The sequence below is a fragment of the Streptomyces chiangmaiensis genome (assembly GCF_036281785.1).
GTDB lineage: Bacteria > Actinomycetota > Actinomycetes > Streptomycetales > Streptomycetaceae > Streptomyces > Streptomyces chiangmaiensis.
The window spans coordinates 98,114-122,902 of the sequence record NZ_JAYWVC010000004.1; the positions used below are offsets into that span (position 1 = coordinate 98,114).

General features: G+C 67.3%; 19 protein-coding genes. 8 read left to right on the forward strand and 11 right to left on the reverse strand.

The window, feature by feature from the left end; translation table 11 throughout:
* From yidC to VXC91_RS02785, 6 genes are all read left to right on the forward strand, one after another.
* Entirely contained in the window at positions 1 to 1,287 is a 1,287-nt protein-coding gene (yidC, locus tag VXC91_RS02760; RefSeq protein WP_329504785.1) for a membrane protein insertase YidC, read from the forward strand.
* 15 nt (positions 1,288 to 1,302) lie between these two features.
* Positions 1,303 to 1,815: a Jag family protein gene (locus tag VXC91_RS02765; protein ID WP_329504787.1), complete on the forward strand. Its 513-nt coding sequence runs from the start codon at positions 1,303 to 1,305 to the stop codon at positions 1,813 to 1,815.
* Between the two features lie 162 nt (positions 1,816 to 1,977).
* A complete protein-coding gene (gene rsmG, locus VXC91_RS02770) occupies positions 1,978 to 2,694 on the forward strand; it encodes a 16S rRNA (guanine(527)-N(7))-methyltransferase RsmG (RefSeq protein ID WP_329504789.1) in 717 nt (238 codons plus the stop codon).
* Positions 2,695 to 3,029: 335 nt separating this feature from the next.
* On the forward strand, positions 3,030 to 4,103 hold the full coding sequence (locus tag VXC91_RS02775) for a ParA family protein (protein WP_329504827.1): 1,074 nt from the start codon (positions 3,030 to 3,032) through the stop codon (positions 4,101 to 4,103).
* Complete coding sequence (locus VXC91_RS02780) at positions 4,100 to 5,203, forward strand: ParB/RepB/Spo0J family partition protein (protein ID WP_329504791.1); 1,104 nt, start codon at positions 4,100 to 4,102, stop codon at positions 5,201 to 5,203. Before VXC91_RS02775 ends, VXC91_RS02780 begins: the two co-directional genes overlap by 4 nt.
* A gap of 327 nt (positions 5,204 to 5,530) precedes the next feature.
* Positions 5,531 to 6,148 carry a GNAT family N-acetyltransferase gene (locus VXC91_RS02785; RefSeq protein ID WP_329504793.1) on the forward strand — a complete coding sequence of 206 codons (618 nt, stop codon included), beginning with the start codon at positions 5,531 to 5,533 and terminating at the stop codon, positions 6,146 to 6,148.
* A gap of 118 nt (positions 6,149 to 6,266) precedes the next feature.
* Here the strand turns inward: VXC91_RS02785 and trxA are convergent, their stop codons facing one another.
* The 7 genes from trxA to VXC91_RS02820 form a co-directional block, all read right to left on the reverse strand.
* Complete coding sequence (trxA, locus tag VXC91_RS02790; protein WP_329504794.1) at positions 6,267 to 6,599, reverse strand: thioredoxin; 333 nt, start codon at positions 6,597 to 6,599, stop codon at positions 6,267 to 6,269.
* Positions 6,600 to 6,643: 44 nt separating this feature from the next.
* Positions 6,644 to 7,615 (reverse strand): thioredoxin-disulfide reductase, encoded by a 972-nt coding sequence (gene trxB / locus VXC91_RS02795; protein ID WP_329504796.1) that lies wholly within the window; start codon positions 7,613 to 7,615, stop codon positions 6,644 to 6,646.
* Positions 7,616 to 7,795: 180 nt separating this feature from the next.
* Positions 7,796 to 8,725, reverse strand: a complete 930-nt coding sequence (locus VXC91_RS02800; protein WP_329504798.1) for an anti-sigma factor family protein — start codon at positions 8,723 to 8,725, stop codon at positions 7,796 to 7,798.
* Positions 8,722 to 9,432: an RNA polymerase sigma factor SigM gene (sigM, locus tag VXC91_RS02805; RefSeq protein ID WP_329504800.1), complete on the reverse strand. Its 711-nt coding sequence runs from the start codon at positions 9,430 to 9,432 to the stop codon at positions 8,722 to 8,724. The genes VXC91_RS02800 and sigM overlap by 4 nt, the downstream gene beginning before the upstream one ends.
* A gap of 25 nt (positions 9,433 to 9,457) precedes the next feature.
* A complete protein-coding gene (locus tag VXC91_RS02810) occupies positions 9,458 to 11,176 on the reverse strand; it encodes a protein kinase family protein (RefSeq protein WP_329504802.1) in 1,719 nt (572 codons plus the stop codon).
* A 118-nt stretch (positions 11,177 to 11,294) separates the two neighbouring features.
* Positions 11,295 to 13,619 (reverse strand): murein biosynthesis integral membrane protein MurJ, encoded by a 2,325-nt coding sequence (gene murJ, locus VXC91_RS02815; protein WP_329504803.1) that lies wholly within the window; start codon positions 13,617 to 13,619, stop codon positions 11,295 to 11,297.
* Positions 13,620 to 13,665: 46 nt separating this feature from the next.
* Complete coding sequence (locus VXC91_RS02820; protein WP_329504804.1) at positions 13,666 to 16,104, reverse strand: DUF6049 family protein; 2,439 nt, start codon at positions 16,102 to 16,104, stop codon at positions 13,666 to 13,668.
* A 241-nt stretch (positions 16,105 to 16,345) separates the two neighbouring features.
* Here VXC91_RS02820 and VXC91_RS02825 point away from each other — a divergent pair, with 241 nt between their 5' ends.
* On the forward strand, positions 16,346 to 17,812 hold the full coding sequence (locus tag VXC91_RS02825; RefSeq protein WP_329504806.1) for a CCA tRNA nucleotidyltransferase: 1,467 nt from the start codon (positions 16,346 to 16,348) through the stop codon (positions 17,810 to 17,812).
* A gap of 119 nt (positions 17,813 to 17,931) precedes the next feature.
* Here VXC91_RS02825 and VXC91_RS02830 read toward each other — a convergent pair whose 3' ends face one another.
* The 4 genes from VXC91_RS02830 to VXC91_RS02845 form a co-directional block, all read right to left on the reverse strand.
* Complete coding sequence (locus tag VXC91_RS02830) at positions 17,932 to 18,462, reverse strand: LppU/SCO3897 family protein (RefSeq protein WP_329504807.1); 531 nt, start codon at positions 18,460 to 18,462, stop codon at positions 17,932 to 17,934.
* Positions 18,463 to 18,541: 79 nt separating this feature from the next.
* Complete coding sequence (locus VXC91_RS02835; protein WP_329504808.1) at positions 18,542 to 19,834, reverse strand: MFS transporter; 1,293 nt, start codon at positions 19,832 to 19,834, stop codon at positions 18,542 to 18,544.
* A gap of 98 nt (positions 19,835 to 19,932) precedes the next feature.
* Positions 19,933 to 21,015 carry an inositol-3-phosphate synthase gene (locus tag VXC91_RS02840; RefSeq protein WP_329504810.1) on the reverse strand — a complete coding sequence of 361 codons (1,083 nt, stop codon included), beginning with the start codon at positions 21,013 to 21,015 and terminating at the stop codon, positions 19,933 to 19,935.
* A 44-nt stretch (positions 21,016 to 21,059) separates the two neighbouring features.
* Positions 21,060 to 21,740, reverse strand: a complete 681-nt coding sequence (locus tag VXC91_RS02845; protein ID WP_329504811.1) for a PadR family transcriptional regulator — start codon at positions 21,738 to 21,740, stop codon at positions 21,060 to 21,062.
* A gap of 373 nt (positions 21,741 to 22,113) precedes the next feature.
* On the opposite strand from VXC91_RS02845, the gene VXC91_RS02850 reads away from it, so the two are divergent.
* The gene (locus tag VXC91_RS02850; protein WP_329504812.1) at positions 22,114 to 24,771 is read left to right on the forward strand and encodes a transglycosylase domain-containing protein; all 2,658 of its coding nucleotides are present in this window, start codon (positions 22,114 to 22,116) and stop codon (positions 24,769 to 24,771) included.
* The last annotated feature ends 18 nt before the right edge of the window (positions 24,772 to 24,789 follow it).

A 24,789-nucleotide genomic window follows, 5' to 3' on the forward strand; every position in this document is an offset into this window, starting at 1 on the left:
GTGGACACGATTGCCAGCCTCTTCAGCTTCATCACGACACCGGTTTCCTGGGTCATCGTCCAATTCCACTCGGTGTACGGGGAGATCTTCGGTCCCGACACGGGTTGGGCGTGGGGCCTGTCCATCGTGTCCCTCGTGATCCTGATCCGTATCTGCCTCATCCCGCTCTTCGTGAAGCAGATCAAGGCGACCCGGGCCATGCAGACGCTGCAGCCCGAGATGAAGAAGATCCAGGAGCGCTACAAGAACGACAAGCAGCGCCAGTCCGAAGAGATGATGAAGCTGTACAAGGAGTCGGGTACCAACCCGCTCTCCTCGTGCCTTCCCATCCTGGCGCAGTCCCCGTTCTTCTTCGCCCTCTACCACGTGCTCAACGGCATCGCGACGGGCAAGACGATCGGCGTCATCGACGATCAGCTGCTCGCCAGCGCCCGTAAGGCGCACATCGTCGGCGCCCCGCTGGCAGCGAAGTTCACGGACGGCGCGGACAAGGTCGCGGCGCTCGGTGCCTCGCTGACCGATGTCCGGGTGATCACCGCGATCATGATCGTCCTGATGTCGGCGTCCCAGTTCTACACGCAACGCCAGCTGATGACGAAGAACGTCGACACCACGGTGAAGACGCCGTTCATGCAGCAGCAGAAGATGCTGATGTACGTCTTCCCCGTCATGTTCGCCGTCTTCGGTATCAACTTCCCGGTCGGTGTCCTCGTCTACTGGCTGACCACCAACGTGTGGACCATGGGCCAGCAGATGTACGTGATCCACAACAACCCGACCCCCGGTTCCAAGGCCCAGGCCGCGTACCTGGAGCGTCTGCACAAGCACGTGACGCACCACGGCGAGACCCGAAACCGGCGTGAGAAGACCATCGTCAAAGCCATCGTCGCCAAGGGCCGTGACCGCAACGAGTTCGAGCGGAAGTTCATCAACGGTCTGACCAAGGCGGGCCTGGCAGCGCAGGCCGACGGCACCGTGGGGAAGAGCGAGGCCGCGGCCGTCGCCACCGTCGAAGACGGTACGCCCACCACTGCCGCTCCCCGGCGTCAGCAGCCCAAGCGGCAGTCCAAGGCTCAGCGCCAGTCCGGTGGCGCCAAGCCGGCAAGCGGCTCCGAGGAGCAGCCTTCCTCGTCATTGTCGCTGAGCAAATCCGACGAGCCGCAGGACGCTCAGCAGACGGGTGGCACCGGGAAGGCGACACCCAAGCCCGGTAGCAGCACCCGTAGCAGGGCCCAGTCCGGCCAGCGCAAGGGTCCGCAGCGGCCCAAGTCCCCGTCCAAGAAGTAAGAAGGAGTCCATCCCGTGACGGAAGGCACCACCTCCGCCGCTGCCGAGGGTGCAGACACCCTGACCCGCCTGGAGCAGGAGGGCGAGATCGCGGCGGACTACCTTGAGGGTCTGCTGGACATCGCCGATCTTGACGGCGACATCGACATGGACGTCGAGGCCGACCGGGCGTCCGTGTCGATCATCAACGAAACGGGCGGCCGTGACCTGCAGAAGCTGGTCGGCCGGGACGGCGAGGTGCTGGAGGCGCTCCAGGAGCTCACACGCCTGGCGGTGCACCGGGAGACCGGCGATCGCAGCCGGTTGATGCTGGACATCGCGGGCTACCGTGCCAAGAAGCGTGCCGAGCTCTCGGAGATCGGTGCCAAGGCGGCGGCCGACGTCAAGAACACCGGTGAGCCCGTGAAGCTCAAGCCGATGACGCCCTTCGAGCGCAAGGTGGTGCACGACGCGGTCAAGGCCGCGGGTCTGCGCAGCGAGTCGGAGGGCGAGGAGCCGCAGCGCTTCGTCGTCGTGCTTCCCGCCTGATCCGGTCCATACACGTTCCCCCGGCCCCGTCTGTTGCGCAGGCGGGGCCGAACTTTGTCAGCCTGGTAGTCCCTCACGGCTGCGGTGAAGGCAGTCAGTGGTCCCTGATAGTTCTGGTGGTCTGCGCTCAGTGCGCTCATGCGGTACGGAAGGACGGTCCTCGTGACGGAGGCAGCAGAGCTTCCCCCTGCGCCCGAGCAGGCGGCCGAGGTGTTCGGCGATCGCTTCGCGGACGCGGTCCGCTATGCGGAGCTGCTCGCCGAGGCAGGTGTGCAGCGCGGTCTGATCGGCCCACGGGAAGTGCCCCGGCTGTGGGAACGGCACCTGCTGAACTGCGCGGTGCTCTCGGAGGTTGTCCCCGACGGCGTGAGCGTGTGCGACGTGGGCTCCGGCGCTGGACTGCCGGGCATCCCGCTCGCGCTCGTCCGGGAGGACCTGAAGATCACGTTGCTCGAGCCTCTGCTGCGTCGGACGAACTTCCTTACGGAGGTTGTCGAACTGCTGGGCCTCGATCATGTGACGGTCGTCCGTGGCCGCGCCGAGGAGGTCATGGGTCAGCTGCCTCCGGTCCAAGTCGTGACCGCACGCGCCGTGGCCCCTCTGGACCGCCTGGCCGCCTGGGGCATTCCTCTGTTGCGCCCCTACGGCGAAATGCTCGCCCTCAAGGGCGACACCGCGGAAGAGGAGCTGAAGAGCGCTGCCACCGCACTGACCAAGCTCGGCGCCGTGGAGACGTCCATCCTGCATGTCGGCGAGGGGATTGTGGATCCGCTCTCGACCGTGGTCCGCGTTGAGGTCGGCGAGAGCCCCGGCGGGGTGCGCTTCGCGGCCAAACGGGCGAAGGCGGCCCGGACAGGCCGGACTCGCCGGCGTCGATGACTGGTTGCTTGATCAGGTTGCCGGAGTGAGGGACTCATCCGTCCCGACCACCAGTCGTACGCCACACAAGCTGCCAAACCCATGCATCTCGGAGTGTCGCAGAGTCCAAGCCGGGGCTGCTGTGCATCGTGTTTCACGTGAAACGTCGCTCACTGCTCCACGGCATCATCAGTCGCGGCCGGGCTGCGGCCGAACCCCGCGATCGCAAGCCCCTCGGATCCCTCGGTGAACCGTCCAGGCACGGGGTTTTATCCCCCGTGGAGGGCTCAGAGTTGTCCACAGAGGTGGATTTCTCCACAGAAGGCCAGACCTCACTGGTTCACGACCCCGAAGGCATGGGAGGCTCTGTTCATTGCGAGCTTGAAGTCGAGGAGAGTGAATCCTTGCGGTCCGACGCCAACATCGCGGGACCGATGACCGATCCGGTCCCCGGTCCCCGTACCGAGTCGATGGGGGACGATGTTTCACGTGAAACACCGCCCCCGATGGACGACACTCCCATCGGTCGTGCTGCCCAACTTGCGGTGGAGGCACTGGGGCGCGCCGGCGAAGGCCTGCCGCGACCCGAGCAGACCCGTGTCATTGTGGTCGCCAACCAGAAGGGTGGGGTGGGCAAGACCACGACGACAGTCAACCTTGCGGCATCGCTTGCCCTGCATGGTGGCCGGGTTCTGGTGATCGACCTTGACCCTCAGGGCAATGCGTCCACTGCGCTGGGAATCGACCATCACGCCGAAGTCCCCTCCATCTATGACGTGTTGGTGGAGAGCAAGCCGCTCGCTGAGGTCGTCCAACCTGTCCCCGATGTCGAAGGTCTCTTCTGCGCGCCTGCCACGATCGATCTCGCCGGTGCGGAGATCGAGTTGGTGTCCCTGGTGGCGCGGGAGAGCCGACTTGAACGGGCGATCCAGTCCTACGAGCAGCCTCTGGACTACGTCCTCATCGACTGTCCGCCCTCCCTGGGCCTGTTGACGGTCAACGCATTGGTCGCCGGACAGGAGGTGCTCATCCCTATCCAGTGTGAGTACTACGCACTGGAGGGCTTGGGCCAACTGCTGCGGAACGTCGATCTGGTCCGGGGGCACCTCAACCCCGCCCTGCATGTGTCGACCATCCTGCTCACCATGTACGACGGACGGACGCGGCTGGCGTCCCAGGTCGCGGAAGAGGTCCGGACCCACTTCGGTGACGAGGTGCTGAGGACGAGCATCCCGCGCTCGGTCCGCATTTCCGAGGCCCCGAGTTATGGGCAGACGGTGCTGACCTACGATCCAGGGTCGAGTGGCGCTCTGTCGTATCTTGAGGCGGCACGTGAAATTGCGCTGAGGGGTGTTGGCGTCCACTACGACGAGCAGCAGGCCCACCTCGGCGCCCAGACGGAACAGAGCATGGTGGAGGGGATCCAGTGAGCGAGCGACGGAGGGGGTTGGGCCGTGGTCTCGGCGCGCTGATCCCTGCTGCCCCGACAGGGGAAAAGACGGCGACGCCGGGTGCGGGGAGCGGCAGTGTGTCCGGCTCTTCGACGGCGGTGCCCGTGTTGACGACGGACCGGGGGGTGGCCGCCGCGAAGGTGACCACGCTCCCTCCTGTTTCATATGAAACCGAGGAGCCGTCGACGGGCAGTGCCGCGGAGACATCCGCGCCGCCGCTCGGTGCCCATTTCGCCGAGCTGCCCCTCGACTCCATCACGCCGAACCCGCGGCAGCCCCGAGAGGTGTTCGACGAGGACGCGCTCGCCGAACTGATCACCTCTATCAAAGAAGTCGGCCTTCTGCAGCCCATCGTGGTGCGACAGGTCGGTCCTTCGCGCTACGAGCTCATCATGGGCGAGCGCCGCTGGCGGGCCTGCCGTGAGGCCGGTCTTGAGTTCATCCCGGCGATCGTGCGGGCCACGGAGGACGAGAAGCTCCTCCTGGACGCTCTTCTGGAGAACTTGCACCGGACCCAGCTGAATCCGCTGGAAGAGGCGGCCGCCTACGACCAGCTCCTCAAGGACTTCAACTGCACTCATGATCAGCTGGCGGACCGCATCGGCCGGTCCCGCCCACAGGTCTCCAACACGCTGCGGCTGCTGAAGCTGTCGCCGGCGGTCCAGCGCCGGGTCGCCGCGGGAGTACTGTCGGCCGGCCACGCCCGAGCCCTGCTGTCCGTCGAAGACTCGGAGGAGCAGGACCGGCTGGCCCATCGGATCGTGGCCGAGGGGCTGTCCGTGCGGGCTGTCGAAGAGATCGTCACACTGATGGGATCACGACCGCAGAGCGCTCCGCGTTCCAAGGGACCGCGCGCTGGTGGCCGGGTTTCCCCCGCGCTGAGCGATCTGGCGACACGACTGTCGGACCGCTTCGAGACTCGGGTGAAGGTCGACCTCGGGCAGAAGAAGGGCAAGATCACCGTCGAGTTCGCCTCGATGGAGGACTTGGAGCGGATCCTGGGCTCGCTTGCACCGGGCGAGGGTCCGGTGCTTCAGCGGAGTCTGCTGGATGATGACTCGGAGGAGCTGGAGGACTGAGCCGACGGGTGGCATGACGGATTCTGTGCTGTCGACCGTCAGAGCGGGCTGTGTCCGGTGTGTACCGGAACACGGCCCGCTCTTTGCTTTCAGGCGGTATCGATGGAATCGCATCATGGATACGATGCGTTCGGGTATGGCGCATCCACCTGGCGGCACCTTCATCGGGGAGGCGGGGGCCTTGCGAACCATGAGCCGTACCGGACTGGTGACTGCGGGCCTGGGCCTGGGAGCGGTCGGCGGGTTCGTCGGCAGCATGCTCAGGGAGCGGAGCACTCTGACAGCCGCCCGCGATGCTGCGGGCGAAGGAAGCGAGGAACTGCCTTCATGGGGCGTCGGCTCGTACCGCTCACGCTGGACAACCTTCCGGACCTTCCCCATCGTTGTCGGGCGTGTGTCTTCTGGGAGCTGGATCCCGTCAGCGGTGAAGCAGCGGTAAGGACCGGCACGTCCGCGCTGGAGAAAGAGGCGTGGATCTCGGCCGTCCTGCTCGACTGGGGATCCTGCGGCCGGGTGGTCTACGTGGACGATGTACCGGTGGGATTCGTGCTGTACGCACCCCCCGCCTACGTCCCACGGTCCACCGCATTTCCCACGAGCCCGGTGTCCTCGGATGCCGTTCAGTTGATGACCGCCTTCATCATGCCCGGGTATCAGGGGCAGGGGCTCGGCCGGGTGATGGTCCAGACGGTTGCCAAGGATCTGCTGCGTCGAGGTTTCAAGGCGATCGAGGCGTTCGGCGACGCGCGCTGGAAGGAACCTGCGTGCCTCCTGCCCGCCGATCATCTCCTGGCAGTGGGCTTCAAGACGGTACGCCCGCATCCGACGTACCCCCGGTTGAGGCTGGAGCTGCGCACGACGCTCTCCTGGAAGGAGGACGTCGAGCTGGCGCTGGACCGCCTCCTGGGGGCCGTACAGAAGGAACCCGCGCTGCGGCCGCTGTGAGCTTCTGAGCGCGGCCCTCGCCCTGCTCTCCCCATACGAATGGGCCAGCCCCTTGGGGGGCTGGCCCATTCGTGTTTCACGTGAAACATCGCCGCCTTGGCTCAGCGGCGCCGCCTTCTTACTCGGCGATGAAGTCCTCGAGGTCGCGGACGATGGCGGCCTTCGGCTTGGCGCCGACAATGGTCTTGGCGACCTCGCCGCCCTGGTACACGTTCAGGGTTGGGATCGACATGACACCGTACTTGGCGGCGGTGGCCGGGTTCTCATCGATGTTGAGCTTGACGATCTCGATCTTGTCGCCGTACTCGGTGGCGATCGCCTCGAGCGACGGCGCGATCTGACGGCACGGACCGCACCAGGCGGCCCAGAAGTCCACCAGGACGGGCTTGTCGCTCTTGAGGACGTCCTGCTCGAAGGAGTCGTCGGTCACGTTCTTCAGGGTGCCGGCCACGGCGGGCTCCTTAACTCGGTGATGCGATGGGAGGAAGGGAAGGGTCAAACGGTGGTCTTCTCGGGCTCGGCCTGCTGCTCGCTGTCCGCGAGAGCCGAGAGGAAGCGCTCGGCGTCAAGGGCGGCGGAGCAACCTGTGCCTGCCGCGGTGATCGCCTGGCGGTATGTGTGGTCGACGACGTCGCCGGCGCCGAAGACTCCGGTCAAGTTGGTCCGGGTCGAGGGGGCGTCCACCTTGAGGTAGCCCTCCCCGTCGAGGTTGAGCTGGCCCTTGAAGAGCTCGGTGCGCGGGTCGTGACCGATCGCGATGAACAGGCCGGTCACCGGCAGCTCGGTGAGCTCCCCGCTCTTCAGGTTCCGCAGCGTCAGACTCTCCAGTTTCGGGTCGCCCTTGATCTCGGCGACCTCGCTGTCCCAGACGAACTTGATCTTCGGGTCGGCGAAGGCGCGGTCCTGCATCGCCTTGGAGGCCCGCAGGGTGTCACGGCGGTGGATGATCGTCACGGACTTGGCGAACCGGGAGAGGAAGGTGGCCTCTTCCATTGCGGTGTCCCCGCCGCCGATCACGGCGATGTCCTGGTCCCTGAAGAAGAAGCCATCACAGGTGGCACACCAGGAGACACCGCGCCCGGACAGTGCGTCCTCGTTGGGCAGCCCCAGCTTCCGGTGCTGAGAGCCGGTGGCGACGATGACGGCTTTCGCCTTGTGGACCGTGCCGGCGGTGTCGGTGACGGTCTTGATCTCACCGGTGAGGTCGACAGAGACGATGTCGTCCGGAAGGAGCTCGGCACCGAAGCGCTCTGCCTGGGCGCGCATGTTGTCCATGAGCTCCGGGCCCATGATTCCGTCCTGGAAGCCAGGGAAGTTCTCCACCTCGGTGGTGTTCATCAGCGCACCGCCCGCGGTGACGGCACCCTCGAACACCAACGGCTTCAGCGACGCGCGCGCGGTGTAGAGCGCTGCCGTGTAGCCGGCGGGGCCGGAGCCGATGATGATCACGTTACGGACGTCGCTCACGGCTTGATTCCTCGTCTCTGGAGTCTGGCTGCTACTCGGTGGAGGCTCTCTCTGTACTCTCACCCCACCCAACGGATCCTAAGGGGCCCGCATTCCCACCGTGTCCGGGCACACGCAGACGCGTCACCGTACACGGATTCCAAGCGCTACCGAGGCAGGAGCCGTCAGACGGTGGATGCTTCAGGAGCGGGCGTACGAGTGGGTCAGCAGCACCTTGCCGGGCGAGGCCGAGGCCTGCTTCACACATGCCGCGTCGACGATAAAGGCGGTGACCCGGGTGCTGTCGGAGGCGTCGCGGGTGACGACGAGATAGACGACGGTCCCCTGGTAGACGCCCTCGTCGGCAGCGAGGACGGCCTGATTCGTCCGAATGGCTTGCTCGACGCAACTCGGCACGGTGACGCTGGTGCCGCGGAGCGTCTTGTCGGTGCCCATGGCCGACGACCCCGTGTTGCCGTCTGCGGACTGGATGCCCCAGGGCTTGGTGTTCTCGGGGTGGCCGCTTCCGGTCTGCCCCTCATCGAGCAGCTTCACCACTTGGCCTTGCAATGTGCCCTCGGAGTAGGTGTGCGCAGCGTCCGTCTGGGCCTCAGCAGCCGTCGGTGGACTCTTGCCCGAGTCGTTGCCCAGGGTCTGGACGAGCAAGGTGCCCACCCCCAGGGCCGCGGCCGTGAAAACGGCGGCCAGGGCGACGGTCCTGGGGCCGCTTCGGCGCGTTCGCCTTGAGCACCCCGGTCCGGTGGCCGCGGTGGCGTGGCCCGAAGGGCGGTCGGATGCGGAAGCGGGCGATGTTTCACGTGAAACATGTGCGGCGACCGGACCGCCCTGGGGAGTGGCCACGGTGGCGGGTGTCATCGCGTCCAGCAGAGCGTGGGAGGCCAGGGCCGCGTCGATCCGCTCCGCCACGTCGTCCGGCATACGCGGGGGCTCCGGCACCGTGCCCAGGAGGCCTCGGATCTCTTCGAGGGAGTCGTACACCTCCGAGCAGAGAGCACAGTCCGCCAGGTGCCGTCGCACATCCGCGGTGCGGGTCGGCGGGAGAAGACCTTCGCTGAGGTCGGAGAGCTCCTCGACGTCCGGGTGCCCGGCTGTGTCGGTCGTGGATGTCACGCTCGCCCACCTCCGCCCTTCACAGCAGCTGAATCGCTTGGCCCTACATCCTGTGGTCCCGCTGCGGGTGGGACGGACGTCCCCTGCGCCCGGTTCCGTCCGTCGCCCGACTTTCGGTCTTTGCCGCCGCCCTCCGTACGCAGATGGGTCAGCAGCGGTAGCAGTCTGGCTCTGCCCCGGGCACAGCGGCTCTTCACCGTCCCGGTCGGTACGTCGAGAATGCGGGCGGCCTCCACTACCGGGTAGCCCTGCATGTCCACCAGAACGAGGGCCGCCCGCTGGTCGGCAGGCAGGGTGCCCAGGGCCTCCAGTAGTTCACGGTGGAGATCATTGCGCTCGGCAGGAGCGGAAGCCGACTCGTGTGGCTCCAGCAACTGCTCCAGCCGCTCCGCGTCGTCGACCGGTGAGGTCTTCCTGGAGGCCGCCTTGCGGGCGCGGTCCAGGCAGGCGTTCACCGTGATCCGGTGCAGCCAGGTGGTGACGGCCGACCGGCCGCGAAAGGTGTGGGCGGCCCGGTACGCGGAGACGAGGGCGTCCTGGACGGCGTCAGCGGCCTCTTCGCGGTCTCCCAGCGTCCTGAGCGCCACGGCCCAGAGACGGTCGCGGTGGCGCCGTACGAGTTCGCCGAAGGCGTCGGGGTCGCCCTCTACATGACGGGCGAGGAGGTCCTGGTCGCTGGTATCGCCGTATTCGGACTCACGAGCCATCGGACCCCCTCCCTCAGCGTGTTGCTCAGCCCGTGAACTTCACGTCGGTGATGGCCTGCTTGAAGCCGGCACTGCTGTAGCCGTCACTGGGCGCGCTCGGCACATCCGTGATCCACAGCAGCACGTACTGGGTCTTCACCGTCTTCTTCGTCTTCACCGTGAGAGAGTCCCCGCTTGTGGTGGCGGTTCCGATCTCCTTCATCCCGTCGACCCCCGTCGAGGGCGTCAGCGAATCCGTGGCGTAGAGATGGACCGTCGTGTGGTCGCCGGAGTACCGGAGCCCTATCGACGCGGTTGTGATCTCCTTGGCCGAGCCGAGGTCGTAGACGATGCCCACGCCGGGCTTGTAGGGCGCCAATGCCGGCCCGTCGTTGTAGCGCTTGGTCCGCCAGTACGTGGAACTGTCGCCGTCGTAGGTCTTGGCGACATCCTCAGGTGCCTGGGCATCGCCACTGGCGACATACTCGCGTGAGCCCTGGATCTTGAGAGGCCCGGCAGGAATCGGCTTGCCGCCGTTCTTGTCGTTCCCGTCCGTCGTCTGCGTCTGGTGCGTGTCGTTGGACTTGTCGCCCTGGTCCATGAGCGCGTCGGCCAGCTGCCAGCTCCCCAGCCCCAGCGCCACGATCAGCAGAGCGGACACGACCCATTTGAGGGCCTTGCCGGTGGGGCTCTGCAGCGGGGGCGGCGGCGTCGGCACGGGCTGGGCGACGCCCGGGCGGGCCGTGGAGCGGCCGTAGGTGCCCTGCTGGTAGGTCGTGCGCTGGTACTCGGGCGGGGCCGCGAATGCGGGCTCCGGCGGGCGGACGCGAGGCATGTCCCCGATCGCCTTCACCAGTTCCTCGGGCGTGGTGCACGCGGTCTCGTGGCGGGACGCGGTGGCCCCGTTGTTGGCCAGTGCGCGCATGGAGAGCTCGGACAGACCGCGGTGGACACCGGCACGGACCTGGTCGGGTGCGATGAGGCCGACACCCTTGGGGAGTCCGGACAGGCCGTAGGCGTCGTCGTCGTACGGCCAGCGCTGGGTGAGAGCGGCATAGAGGAGCGCGCCGATGGCCTCCGTGTCCGTGCGCTGCGGGGTGTCCGAGCCGATGCCGCGCAGTGCGGCGTTCACGGCCAGACCGCGGATGCGCCACTGACCCGAGGAGGTGCGAAGGACAGTGCCCGGGGTCAGGCGCAGATGGGAGAGGCCCTCACGGTGGGCGGCGGCCATCGCCTGGGAGACCTGGGTGACCATCTGGTAGGCGTCGTGCGCCTCCAGCGGTCCGGAGGCGAGCAGCGTGGTCAGCTCGGTGGCGTCGGGCAGCCACTCGTGGACCACGTAGACGACGTCGTTCTCCTCGACGGCGTCCAGGACCTGTACGAAGCGGGGGTCGCCGAGCAACGCCGAGGAGCGTGCCGCGGCCAGCACGGAACGGGCCCGTGCATGGTCCGCGGGAAGGATGTGCACCCCGACGGCACGTCGGAGCTTCTCGTCCACAGCACGCCAGCTGCTGAATCCGTCCAGACGGGTGACGCACTCCTCGAGGCGGTAGCGTCTGGCGAGCTTATGGCCGCTGTGCAACTCGAGCGGCGAGGTCTTCCCGAGACGCTCGGTCGCACCGTTCCCGTGTGCCTCGTCGTTGTCCGTGTCCTGCTCCCGGTCCTGGGTCGCCCCGTCGGACGTGGACTGGTCCGCCTTGGCGGTCAGCGGCTCGTCGCCGCTGTTGTCTGCCACGTCGACGGCAGCCGTGCTCCGTTCCGCCACCGTCGTTCCTGCCTCCCCATCCGTTGCGCGCTGACCGACGCAGAAACCAATTGTGCCCACAGTCCGTCGCAATGCACGACACACGGCGACGAACGATGGTTGTGCGCGTACCCCCGCCTCAGCGCCCCAGGCGCCCGCGGACCATGCCGACCATTGAGTTGAGTTCCTCGATGCGCATCTTCCGTGCGGCGACGTAGAAGACACCGAGAAGCAGTGCGCCACCACTGAGCAGGGCGGCGAACGAGCCGCCGACGCCCTGTCCCAGCGTGCGGCCGATTCCGTAGCAGGCCGCACCGCTCAGCAGAGCGGCCGGCACCGAGGCGATTCCCAGGCGTGCGTATGTCCGCACCACCCGTGCGCCGTCCAGGTCGCCGCCCAGCCGCTTGCGCAGCCGGGCCCAGGCGACGCCGACACCGATCGCGTACGCCAGGCCGTACGAGGCCGCCATTCCGACCACGGCCCAGCGAGCCGGGAGCACGAAGTAGCAGACGGCCGAAGCACTCGCGTTCACAGCGGCCACGATGACCGTGTTGTAGAAGGGGGTGCGGGTGTCCTCGTACGCGTAGAAGGCGCGGAGCACGACGTACTGCACCGAGTACGGGATCAGACCGAGGCCGAAGGCCATCAGCATGTAGCCCATGTTGGTGGCTGCACCGGTGCCGGAGGAGCCGAAGATCAGGGTGCACATCGGGATGCCGAGCGAGAGGAACCCGAAGGCAATCGGCACGATCGCGACGGCCGTGGTGCGCAGGCCCTGGGAGATGTCGTCCCGGACGGCCCCGCCGTCGCCCTCGGCGGCCGAGCGCGAGATCCGCGGCAGCAGAGCGGCCATCAGGGAGACGGTGATGATCGCCTGAGGCAGGCCCCAGATCAGCTGGGCGTTGGCGTAGGCGGCGAAGCCGGTGCCCTTGACGGGAGAAGCCTTGCCCGAGGCCGTGGACAGCTGGGTGACGACCAAGGCGCCCGCCTGGTTGGCGAGGACGAACAGGACCGTCCACTTGGCGAGCATCGCGGCTTTGCCCAGGCCGTGCCCCTTCCAGTCGAAGCGCAGCCGGAGGCGGAAGCCGGTCTCCCCGAGGTAGGGGATCATCGCCAGGGCCTGGACGACCAGTCCCAGCAGGACACCGATGCCGAGGAGCCGCTCGCCCTCCGGCGGGATGGAGTGGACGGTCATCCCGGAGTCGGCGGCGGTGCCGTAGACCCAGATGAAAGCGCCGAGCGTCACGATGATCACGATGTTGTTGAGGACCGGGGTCCACATCATCGCGCCGAACTTGCCACGCGCGTTCAGGATCTGCCCCATCACCACATGGATGCCCATGAAGAAGATCGAGGGCAGGAAGTAGCGGGTGAAGGTGACGGCGACCTCGTTGGCGGCCGGGTCGTTGGCCACGGGGACGGACAGGACACGGACCAGGAGGGGTGCACCGAGCATCGCCAGTGCGGTCAGCAGACCCAGTGCCACCATGACCAGCGTCAGCAGTCGGTTGGCGTACGCCTCGCCTCCGTCGTCCTCCTTCATCGCGCGGACGAGCTGCGGCACGAAGACGGAGTTGAGGCCGCCGCCGACGGTGAGGATGTAGATCATCGTCGGGAGCTGGTAGGCGACCTGGAACGAGTCGCCGAGAAGACCGAGCCCCAGCGCGGACACGATCAGCGCGGAGCGGATGAAGCCGGTGAGGCGGGAGACCATGGTGCCGGCAGCCATGACGGCGCTGGACTTGAGCAGGCCGGAGGCCCGCCCGGCCGTCTTCGCCGCAGGTGCGGGGGCCGGCTCCGGAGCGGAGGCCGGCGCAGATGCGTAGGCCGCGCCCGGTGCCACCGGGGTGGGCCCCGGAGCATACGGCCCGGCCATCGGCGACGCGGGGGCAGTGTGGGCCTGGCCCGGGTACTGTCCCGCCGGGCCCTGGCCGGGCGGCGGCGCGGTGGTCGCGCCGGGAGCGGTCGGCCGCTCCACGTAGGGCTGACCACCGCCCTGCTGCTGGTCCCGGTAGAGGTGGGCGAAGGCGTCCGGCTCGTGGCGCTCCTCGCCGGCCTGGGTGACCAGGTCGTCAACTCCCACGAACTGCGTCGCGCGGGGATCGTCACTGTACGGAAGGTACTGAGAGGGACCCTCCGGCTCCGGCGCCGGTGGCTGTGCCCACACACGTGGGTCGGGGGCGTACTGCGATGCCGGGGGCTGCGCGTAGAAGGGCTGCTGCGGCTGGTACGTGCCCGGGGGTGGCGGCGGGTGGGCGGCGCGGTCATAGAGCGCCTCGGTCACCGGGTCCTGGGCGGAGAGGCCCTGTGAGCGGTAGGGATCCTGGTCGTAGGCGTCCTGGAGGTACATGTCCGCCGGGGGCTGCGCGGGCACTTGACCGGGCTCGTGCGGCGGCGGGCTCTCGGGGTAGCCCTGGCTGCCCGCGGCGCCCTGGCCGCGGTCACCGACGTACGGCGCGTTCATGGTTACCCCACCTCATTGTCACCAGGCCCACCGGCCACGACATCGCTCAACGGTCCACTCTCTCACCCGCGCCGGACGGGTCGGCGGTTTCCGTTGCGGTGTCCGGTGTCGGGTCACTCGGCTGCTCCGGGTCGTCTGCCCCGGTCTCCGCATCCGACTCCTTTACAGGTGCCTTCGCCGAGGTTTCGCCGTCCCCAGTGTCTACGGTCCCGTCCGCGGCCCCGTTCAGACCCCCCTCTTCCGAGGCGGCGTCCGGGCCCTCGGGGTCGCCCTGCTGCTCCTCCTCGGCCTGCTGTGCCGCCAGCCGCTTGCGTTGGGTGTACATGCGGAATCCGGCGAGTACCAGCAGCAGGACGCCGCCGGCGATGACCAGCATCACCGTGGGCGTGATCTCGGTGACGTTCACATCGAAGGTGACGGCGGGGCCGTAGGGCCGCCCGTCCTCGGTGAAAAGCTGGGCGACGACGGCGGCCCGGCCGTTGGCGTTGGCCGTGGTGGTGAACTTCACGGACTGGCTGTGGCCGCCCGAGACGGTGATGGGCTGCTCGAAGTAGGGGCCGTTGCCGATCTTCAGACGGGTCGGTTGCTGCGAGGTGAGTCGCAGTACCAGACGGTCGACCCCTTGCATCAGGTTGTTCTGGACCGTGACGGGGATCGTGGCGCTGCGGCCGGAGAGCTTCGTCTCTGACTTCGGGATCAGCCGGACCTGGCCGGTGAGCACCTCGAGGTACGCCTCCACGCCCTGGCGGAATGTCGACGCCTCGGTGGCGTGCCGACGCCACGAGGTGGATACGGCGCGATCTATCGCCCGTCCGAAGGGAGTGGCGACCCGGGAGGGGTCGCTGAGGATCACCTTGAAGCTCTCGAGCTTGTCCTGGGTCTCCTCGATCTGCTGGAACGCCGACTTGGGCAGCTCCGCCTTGCGCAGCGACGAGGGGTAGCGGGACATGGACGGCACCTTGGTGGTGGCGTTCGGATCCGGCTTGGCCCTGGCGGCCTCCGACAGATCGGCGGACTGCGACCAGCCGGCTGCCTGGAGGGCCCTCACCGCCTCCGCCATCGACTGAGCCTGGTCGGCGGAGGGCATCCGCTGGGGGGCGATGACGACGCTGCGGGCCTTGTCCGGCTCCTGCAGGTTGATCATCAGGCTCTGGGCGAGGAACTCCTGTACGGCGAGGGTGGAGTTTGCGGCCGAGGTCAGGTCACCCGTGAATGCCGTCGACAGGCCGGCGTCCGTGACCACAGCCGTCGTTCCGCCGCCGATGGGGCGGGCGGCCGTGGGAGTGTAGGACAGGTCGCCGTCCTCGAGGCTGTCGCTGCGGGCGATCACCTTGTCGGCACCCGCGGAGGTGGCGACCTTCACGATCGACGGATCGATCGCACCGTTCACGGGCCAGGCGAAGTCCGTGTCGGGTTTCACGTGGAGGACGGTCTCCACCGTGCTCGAGGCCACATCCGTGGCGTCCTTGAGGTGGCTCAGGGAGCCCGTGACGTTCCTGCCGTTGTGGGCCAGTGAGGCCAGGTCCGGATCGGCGAACGGGAGGGCTACGACCTCCTTGTTCTGGACCGCCTTCTCGAGTTCGGAGAGCCACTGCTTGGCGACCGCCTGGTTCTTGCCCGCCGTGACCTTGTCACCCTCGCCCTTGACGCTGTAGCTGCCCGTCATCGCGTCCACCGAGGCGAGGAGGTCCGGGTCGATCACCCAGGTGACGTCCAGGTCCTTGCCCAGTGACAGCAGCTGGGAGAGGCGGCCGCCCGGAGCGAGCTCCTGGGCCAGTTCGTCGTTCTGGAAGACGGGTGTCTGCTGCTGGTTGGGGAGCGTCTCCGCGGTCATGTGGACGTTGGAGATCAACGGCCACAGGAACGTCGTCTTCGTCTTGGTCGTGGTGCCGTCGGGCTGCCAGGGCAGGAAGGTTCGCTGGATGCCGAGCACCTGCTCGTACGGCTGCGCGGAGGTCTGACCGGAGAGCGAGACGGCGAGCTGGTAGACCCCGTCGGAACCCAGGTCCAGGTCCTTGACGGGGACGGAGATGCTGAAGTTCTGCGAGACGCCCGGGGTGAGCTTGTCGAACTCGGCGGCGTACTTGCCCCCCAGCTCGGAGCCGTCGACGCTCGGCCGGTACCCGGTTCGCTCGGCCGCGCTGTCGATGGCCGACCGACTGTTCAGGGGTGTGGGGTCGACACGCAGGCCTACATGCGCGGCCGTGACGGGCTGCTTGCCGTTGTTGGTGACCGTGCCGGAGACCGTCAGGGTGTCGTCGTCGGTCGGCGTATCGGGGCTCAGCGAGTCGAGGGAGACACTGACGGTGCGGGATCCGCCGGCGGCCGCCGGGGAGCGCTTCTCGGAGGCGTGTGCGGCCGGGCCGGCGGGCAGCTGCAACAGGCCGGCCAGCAGGGGCGCGCCCGCGAGGAGCGCTCCGGTGCGCCGGAGCCACCGATGGGCAGGTGAGGGACTCATCCCCTGGAAGTCTGCCGCCTCGGCCACGCGCTCGCCCGTCCCTCGTCGTCAGTGGTCGTCGGAATGTGCGTCCACGCATGGTAACGATGCGCGCGGAAGGGAAGTGCCACGGTCCGCGCCCCAAGATCGGAACCGGGCGTCCAGCTGTCCTGTATGTGCTGAGATACGAGTAAACATCTAGGTGGGATGTTTCCGCATGTCCACCGGGCGCTTGTGGGCGTTTAATGGAGGCGCCCTCCCGCGTCCGGGCCACGTACCCTTTTCTGCTGTGCCGAACGCCAACGAAGACAATCCCAGTGCCCTGAGTCAGGTGCAACGCCGTGCGGTGAGCGAACTACTGCGGGTGTCCCCTGTCGCTGACGATCTTGCCCGTCGCTTCGAGGACGCCGGGTTCTCGCTGGCCCTGGTCGGCGGCTCGGTGCGCGATGCCCTGCTCGGGCGTCTCGGCAATGATCTCGACTTCACGACCGACGCCCGCCCTGAGGATGTCCTGAAGATCGTGAGGCCGTGGGCGGATGCCACATGGGACGTGGGTATCGCCTTCGGTACGGTCGGTGCGCAGAAGGAGGCTCGCGTCGGAGACGCTGTTCAAGGCTTCCAGATCGAGGTAACGACCTACCGGTCCGAGTCCTACGACCGAACCTCGCGCAAGCCCGAGGTGTCGTACGGCGACTCCATGGCGGAGGATCTGGTCCGTCGCGACTTCACGGTCAATGCGATGGCCGTCGTGCTGCCCGAGAAGAAGTTCGTCGACCCGTACGGTGGTCTCGGCGACCTTGCCACCCGGGTGCTCCGCACCCCGGGGACTCCCGAGGAATCGTTCTCGGACGACCCGCTGCGCATGCTGCGGGCCGCCCGCTTCGCTGCTCAGCTGGACTTTGAGGTCGCCCCCGAGGTCGTCAAGGCCATGAAGGAGATGGCCGGGCGCATCGAGATCGTCTCCGCCGAACGTGTGCGGGACGAGCTGAACAAGCTGATCCTTTCCGCGCACCCCCGCAAGGGTCTGAGGCTGCTGGTCGAGACCGGGCTCGCTGATCGCGTCATCCCGGAGCTTCCCGCGCTGCGGCTGGAACGTGATGAGCACCATCGCCACAAGGACGTCTACGACCACACGCTGATCGTGCTGGAGCAGGCGATGGCACTGGAGGAGAACGGCCCCGATCTGACCTTGCGGATCGCCGCGCTGCTCCATGACATCGGGAAGCCGAGGACGCGGCGCTTCGAGAAGGACGGTCGGGTGTCCTTCCACCACCACGAGGTGGTCGGCGCCAAGATGGCCAAGAAGCGGATGATGACGCTCAAGTATCCCAACGACCTGGTAAAGGACGTCGCACGCCTGGTCGAGCTTCATCTGCGCTTCCACGGCTACGGCGCCGGTGAGTGGACGGACTCCGCGGTACGCCGGTATGTGCGTGACGCAGGTCCGCTCCTCGATCGCCTCCACAAGCTGACCCGGTCCGACTGCACGACCCGCAACAAGCGCAAGGCGGCGGCGCTCTCCCGGGCCTACGACGGGCTGGAGGAGCGCATCGCCCAGCTCCAGGAGCAGGAGGAGCTGGACGCGATCCGCCCCGATCTGGACGGCAACCAGATCATGGAGATCCTGGGTGTCGATCCGGGACCGATTGTCGGCCAGGCCTACACGTTCTTGCTGGAGCTGCGGCTGGAGAACGGCCCGATGGAGCACGATGCCGCGGTGGCGGCACTCAAGGACTGGTGGGCCGAGCAGGGCTGAGACGGGTTGGGGTCATGTTTCACGTGAAACATGACCCCGTGGTGAGGAGATGTACGGAAGACGAGGGGGGCGATGTTTCACGTGAAACATCGCCCCCTCGGCGTCTGCTGCCCGACGTGTTACTTGGTCTCCTTCAGGCAGAGCACCACGTCGTGGCCTCCGCCGGACTGGATGTAGGAGATCGTCGCGGCCTCGACGTTCTGGCACTTGTTTTCGTCGCTGCTGCCGTCAAACTTCTGGACGACCTTGTACTGGGCCTGGCTGGAGGAGCAGTCGACTTCCTTGAGGTCGGCATTGCTGTCGGTGCCGGCATTGTGCATGCAGGAGCCCACCGATGTGCTCTCCGCATCCGTCTCGCTCATGAACCAACCTATGCCGAACTTGACGACGCCGATGATGACTGCCACGACGATGATGCCGACGATGCGCATGGCCTTCTTGCCGCCACGCTTCGCAGGGCCCGGTTGCGGCGGCAGCGGTGCGGCGGGACCGCCCTGGTTGGGGAATGGTGCGTAGGGGGCTCCCTGCGGCGGGACGCCGGGGTTGCCGGCCTGCTGCGGCGGGACGCCCGGGTAGCCTGCCTGTTGCCCCGTGGGCCCGGTGGGTTGCTGGGCGTAGGGATTCTGGCCCTGAGGCGGCGGAGTGGTCACTTTAAGGGTCCCCCCTCGAACGTGGGTGCGCGTAATAAGACGCACGTAAGCTACCGGTGAGCAGTGACAACTCTGAAGTTCAGAGGGGGTCCGTAGCCTTGATGTGACACTTACTGTGTTCAAAACGGTGCATAGCCACGGCGATTGCCGCGTAGAAAACGCCCACCACGACCACGAGTGTGGCCGAGCGGCCGTCAGGAGGCAGCATCAGGGCGGCGACGCCCGCGGCGCCGACGAACGCGACGTTGAAGAGCACGTCGTAGACGGAGAAGACCCGCCCCCGGAAACCGTCGTCGACCGCGTGCTGCACGATCGTGTCCGTGGAGATCTTCGCGCCCTGCGTGATCAACCCCAGCACGAAAGCGGCGACCAGCATGGGCCCCGTGGTGAACGGCAGGCCGAGTGCGGGCTCCAGGACCGCGGCGGCAGCGGCGCACACGACGATCCATCCGCCGGGGCCCAGGCGCCCCGCCGCCCATGGCGTCACCACGGCGGCCGTGAAGAACCCGGCACCGGACACCCCCAACGCCAGCCCCAGGAGAGCGAGTCCGTGGCTCGCGTCCGAGGACAGGGCGTACCGGCACAGCATCAGCAGCAGGACCAGCAGCGCGCCGTAGCAGAACCGCATCAGCGTCATGGCCGCGAGGGCCCAGGCCGCCTCGCGGCGCGGGGGCTTCGCGAGATGCCGTACTCCTGCCGCAAGGTCGCGTGTGGCGCCGACAAGGGCGGTGCCGAGCCGTGGCGGCACCGACTCCAGGTCGGGACCCAGCTGTTCGGGCGCCAGGGTCAGCGACGCCAAGGCCGCACCCAGATACAGGCTTGCACCCAGGAGCACCACCGCCGCGTCGGAGTCCGCGGCCGCCAGGCGCACGAGGAAGGCGAGTCCCCCGCCCGCGGTCGCGGCGAGCGTGCCGGCCGTCGGGGAGAGCGAGTTCGCGATGACGAGGCGTTCGTCGTCGACGACATGAGGCAGCGCGGCGGACAGGCCCGCCAGGACGAAGCGATTGATCGCTGTGACGCACAACGCGGAGACGTAGAAGAGCCAGTCGGGGACATGGCCCAGCATCAGAACGGCCGTTGCACAGGCCAGCAGGGCACGCAACAGGTTGCCGTAGAGGAAGACCTGGCGACGCCGCCAGCGGTCCAGCAGAACGCCCGCGAAGGGGCCGACGAGGGAGTACGGCAGGAGCAGTACGGCCATGGCGGAGGCGATGGCCCCGGCCGAGGTCTGCTTCTCCGGAGAGAAGACGACGTAAGCGGCGAGCGCGACCTGGTAGACGCCATCGGCGCCCTGGGACAGCAGCCGCACGGAGAGCAGGCGCCGGAAACCCCGGAAGCGCAGAAGGACGCGCAGGTCGCGCACGACGGACATGGGCCACAGCCTCACATACTGCGCGGGTCCCCGGGCGCATGGCCCAGGGACCCGAAGAAGACCGGTGGATCGGTCTCGGAGCGCGGTTCCGCGCCGTGTCAGCGCTCGACGTCGCCCCTGATGAACTTCTCGACGTTCTCGCGGGCCTCGTCGTCGAAGTACTGGACCGGCGGGGACTTCATGAAGTACGAGGACGCGGACAGGATCGGGCCGCCGATGCCGCGGTCCTTGGCGATCTTCGCGGCACGCAGGGCGTCGATGATGACACCCGCGGAGTTCGGGGAGTCCCAGACCTCGAGCTTGTACTCCAGGTTCAGCGGGACATCACCGAAGGCGCGGCCCTCGAGGCGGACGTACGCCCACTTGCGGTCATCGAGCCAAGCCACGTAGTCGGACGGGCCGATGTGGACGTTCTTCTCGCCGAGGTCCCGGTCGGGGATCTGAGAGGTGACCGCCTGCGTCTTGGAGATCTTCTTGGACTCCAGGCGCTCGCGCTCGAGCATGTTCTTGAAGTCCATGTTGCCGCCGACGTTCAGCTGCATGGTCCGGTCCAGGACGACGCCCCGGTCCTCGAACAGCTTCGCCATGACACGGTGCGTGATGGTGGCGCCGACCTGGGACTTGATGTCGTCGCCGACGATCGGGACACCCGCCTCGGTGAACTTGTCGGCCCATTCCTTGGTGCCGGCGATGAAGACCGGAAGGGCGTTGACGAAGGCGACCTTGGCGTCGATGGCGCACTGGGCGTAGAACTTCGCCGCTTCCTCGGAGCCGACCGGCAGGTAGCAGACGAGGACGTCGACCTGCTTGTCCTTGAGGACCTGGACGACGTCCACCGGGGCCTCGGGGGACTCCTCGATGGTGGCGCGGTAGTACTTGCCGAGACCGTCGAGGGTGTGGCCGCGCTGAACCGTCACACCGGTCGACGGGACGTCGCAGATCTTGATGGTGTTGTTCTCCGAGGCGCCGATGGCGTCCGACAGGTCAAGGCCGACCTTCTTGGCGTCCACGTCGAACGCGGCGACGAACTCGATGTCACGGACGTGGTAGTCGCCGAACTGGACGTGCATCAGACCCGGGACCTTGGACGCCGGGTCGGCGTCCTTGTAGTACTCGACTCCCTGCACCAGCGATGCGGCGCAGTTGCCCACGCCGACGATGGCTACGCGAACCGAACCCATTTCGGTTGCTCCCTGTGTGTACGAGGTGAAGCCCCGACTGGACCTCACGTGGTGGTGTCGTCGGACGGATCCGGCCGGGTCGTGTCCCGGTGCCGGGGCAGGCCGCCCGTCTCTCCAGATGTGCTGCTCGGAGCGGAGCCGTCGGCAGTGGAACCCCTGAGGTCCCGTCCGGCCCGCTCGCTCTCGATGAGCTCGTTCAGCCAGCGCACTTCGCGCTCCACGGACTCCATCCCGTGGCGCTGGAGCTCGAGGGTGTAGTCGTCGAGGCGCTCCCGGGTGCGTGCCAGGGAGGCACGCATCTTCTCCAGGCGCTCCTCCAGTCGGCTGCGGCGGCCTTCCAGGACGCGCATGCGCACGTCGCGGGACGTCTGTCCGAAGAAGGCGAAACGAGCGGCGAAGTGCTCGTCCTCGTACGCGTCGGGACCCGTCTGTGCGAGCAGCTCCTCGAAATGCTCCTTACCTTGCGCCGTCAACCGATAGACGATCTTGGCGCGCCGCCCCGCGAGCGGAGCGGCAAGAGCGTCGTCGGGCGTGGCCCCCGGTTCCTCGATCAACCAGCCGTTGGCGACCAGCGTCTTGAGGCAGGGGTAGAGCGTCCCGTAGCTGAACGCGCGGAACACACCCAGTGACGTATTGAGTCGTTTACGCAGCTCGTAGCCGTGCATCGGGGACTCGCGCAGCAGACCGAGGACGGCGAACTCGAGGATCCCGGAACGCCGGCTCATACGCGCCACCTCCCTGTCACTGACTCGTCCGTACGGACTTTATCTCGAGCTGATGTATCGACTCGATACATCAGCACGATAGAACGCCCCTCCGGGTGCGACAAGAGGGGGCAGGGTGAACGGGGTCACATCACTGATTCGTAGCAGGCAAGTTGCCTGATTTGAGGTGATCTTGGGGACTCGGGGGTTTCGGCGGTGCGTAGTCTGTGCGGCATGCACAACACCGGGAACCGAGTGACGCCCGGGGGCGTCCTTGTCCTCGGTGCCGTACGGGTGAATGCAAGAACGACCGCATCCGTACTTCGGGGGGACCGGAAACCTGCTGCCGTTTCCAGGCGCGCGAGGATGCGCCTGCCCGAGGAGTAATCGTTCGATGAGCGAGCACCGTCGCAAACCGTCGCAGCCGCAAGGAGGCGGACGTGCCGCGGCCCGACGCGGTCAGTCGGCGTCCTCCGGCCGCCGCGCGGCACCGCGAAGCGCCACCGGGTCTCCTTCCGACACATATGGAGTGGGAGGTGAGGAGCGTCCGTACGGAGGCCGAGCCGAGGCCCGGCGGGCGGCTCAGAGAAGTGGGGGCGGCCAGCGCAGGGCCGCCGACGGCCCCGGACGCGGGCCCGGAGGCCCGAACGGGCCCGGGCGGGGCAGAGGGCGTGGCGCTCCTCCCGCCAAGAAGCGCCTCATCGACTACCCGCGGGCCGGCAAGTACGGAGCCGCACGCTGGGTGCCGTCGTGGAAGCTGATGAGCGGGCTGTTCATCGGCTTCATAGGGAGCCTGGTGGCGGTCGCGGGCATCGGATACGCCATGGTGAGCGTCCCGAACGTGGCGCAGACCGCGACCGCGCAGAACAACGTCTACTACTGGGCCGACGGCTCCCAGATGGTCGCCACGGGCGGTGAGACGAACCGTCAGATCGTCAACCTCTCGCAGATCCCCCAGGCGATGCGGTACGCCGTCATCTCTCAGGAGAACAAGACCTTCTACACGGACAGCGGCATCGACCCGAAGGGCATCGCTCGCGCCGTCTTCAACATGGCCACGGGCGGTGAGACCCAGGGCGGCTCCACCATCACGCAGCAGTATGTGAAGAACGCACGGCTGGACGACCAGTCGCAGACGATCACCCGTAAGTTCAAGGAGATCTTCATCGCGGTCAAGGTGGGGGCCACCGTCCCGAAGGACGACATCCTGGCCGGCTACCTGAACTCCGCGTACTACGGCCGTAACGCCTACGGCATCCAGGCGGCCGCGCGTGCGTACTTCAACAAGGAAGCCGTGAAGCTGAACCCGGGTGAGTGCGCTTTCCTGGCAGCGATGCTCAAGGGCGCCACGTACTACGACCCGGCGGGTTCGACCTCGATCGACCCGACCGCCACCAGGGAAGCCAACAGCAAGCGCGCCCTGCAGCAGATGCAGGACACTCTCACCAAGATGGTCCAGTACAACCATCTGAGCGCCGCGGAACGGGCCAAGTACACGTCGCTGCCCAGGGTTCAGAACCCGCGGTCCAACACCCGGCTCAGCGGTCAGACCGGCTATCTCGTCGACCTGGCCAACGGATATCTGGTGGGCCACAGCGACGAGACGCACGTCACCCAGGAAGTACTGCAGCGGGGTGGCCTCTCGATCTACACGACCTTCGACGAGAAGAAGGTCACCCAGCTCGAGGCCGCTGTGAAGAAGGTCCAGCAGGCCAACATCAAACCCAAGCAGCGCCCGGAGACGGACAAGTTCGTCCAGTTCGGCGGTGCCTCTGTGGATCCGGCAAGCGGTGCCATCAAGGCGATCTACGGCGGTGAGGACGCGACCAAGCACTTCACCAACAACGCCGACCAGACCGGTGCCCAGGTGGGTTCGACGTTCAAGCCGTTCGTACTGGCGGCCGCGATGAAGTGGGGTGTCCGGAACCCGGACCTCGGACCGGAACAGGCACAGGACGAGCGCACGGTGGCCTCTCCCAAGAGCCTGTACAGCGGCAAGAACAAGCTCAAGATCAAGAATTACGACGGGACGCCCTGGACCGACAAGGAGGGCAAGGAGTGGCTCCAGACCAACGACGGAAATGAGTCCATCAACCCACCCAGCTACAAGATCGACCTGCGCGAGGCGATGAGGGAGTCGGTCAACTCCGCTTACGTTCAGCTCGGCATGGACGTAGGCCTGGACAAGGTCAAGCAGAGCGCCCTGGACGCGGGCATCCTGGAGAACACCCTGGCGAACTCCAGCGTCCCGTCGTTCTCCATCGGTACCTCCGATCCCAGCGCGATCCGCATGGCCGGTGCGTACGCCACCTTCGCAGCCAGCGGCAAGCAGAACGACCCGTACTCGGTCGAGAAGGTCACCAGCAAGGACGGGACGACCTTCCAGCACACCAAGGCGACCAAGCAGGCCTTCACCGCAGCGGTCGCCGACAATGTGACGGACGTCCTGAAGACCGTGGTCGACAAGGGCACCGGTACCGCGGCAAAGCTTCCCGGCCGTCAGGTGGCGGGCAAGACCGGTACGACGGACGACAACAAGTCCGCCTGGTTCGTCGGGTACACCCCGCAACTGGCGACCTCGATCGGCATGTACCGGATGGATGACGACGAGAAGAACAAGTCGCGCGAGTTCCTGAAGATGTACGGAACGGGCGGCCAGCAGAAGATCCACGGTGCCTCGTTCCCGGCCGAGATCTGGCACGACTACATGGCGGAAGCACTCAACGGGGATCCCGCGGAGCCGTTCCCGACGCCCGAGGACATCGGCGAGATCGTCAACGACACCCCGAGCCCGAGCGTGACTCCGACGCCCACGCCGAGTGTCACGCTGAGCCCGACACCGACCCCGAGCGAGTCGCTGATCTCGCCCAAGCCGAGACCGTCCGACACCTGCCGCAAATTCGACTGGACCTGTGGCACCACCGGCGGCACCGACACCGGCGGCACCGACACCGGCGGCACGGGTGGAGTGACCCCGTCTCCCTCAGAGAGCACCACCAGCAGCACCCGAGGCAATGGCAACGGGGGGCTCCTCGGAGGCTCCAAGGGGTAGCCGTCACCGAACGTGTTT

What these genes read in the sequence shown, in the direction of transcription:
- VXC91_RS02775 (WP_329504827.1), top strand. Translation starts at nt 3,030, where the DNA reads ATGGGAGGCTCTGTTCATTGCGAGCTTGAAGTCGAGGAGAGTGAATCC.
- VXC91_RS02785 (WP_329504793.1), top strand. Translation starts at nt 5,531, where the DNA reads ATGGGGCGTCGGCTCGTACCGCTCACGCTGGACAACCTTCCGGACCTT.
- sigM (WP_329504800.1), bottom strand. Translation starts at nt 9,432, where the DNA reads ATGGCTCGTGAGTCCGAATACGGCGATACCAGCGACCAGGACCTCCTC.
- murJ (WP_329504803.1), bottom strand. Translation starts at nt 13,619, where the DNA reads ATGAACGCGCCGTACGTCGGTGACCGCGGCCAGGGCGCCGCGGGCAGC.
- VXC91_RS02835 (WP_329504808.1), bottom strand. Translation starts at nt 19,834, where the DNA reads ATGTCCGTCGTGCGCGACCTGCGCGTCCTTCTGCGCTTCCGGGGTTTC.
- VXC91_RS02840 (WP_329504810.1), bottom strand. Translation starts at nt 21,015, where the DNA reads ATGGGTTCGGTTCGCGTAGCCATCGTCGGCGTGGGCAACTGCGCCGCA.
- VXC91_RS02845 (WP_329504811.1), bottom strand. Translation starts at nt 21,740, where the DNA reads ATGAGCCGGCGTTCCGGGATCCTCGAGTTCGCCGTCCTCGGTCTGCTG.
- VXC91_RS02850 (WP_329504812.1), top strand. Translation starts at nt 22,114, where the DNA reads ATGAGCGAGCACCGTCGCAAACCGTCGCAGCCGCAAGGAGGCGGACGT.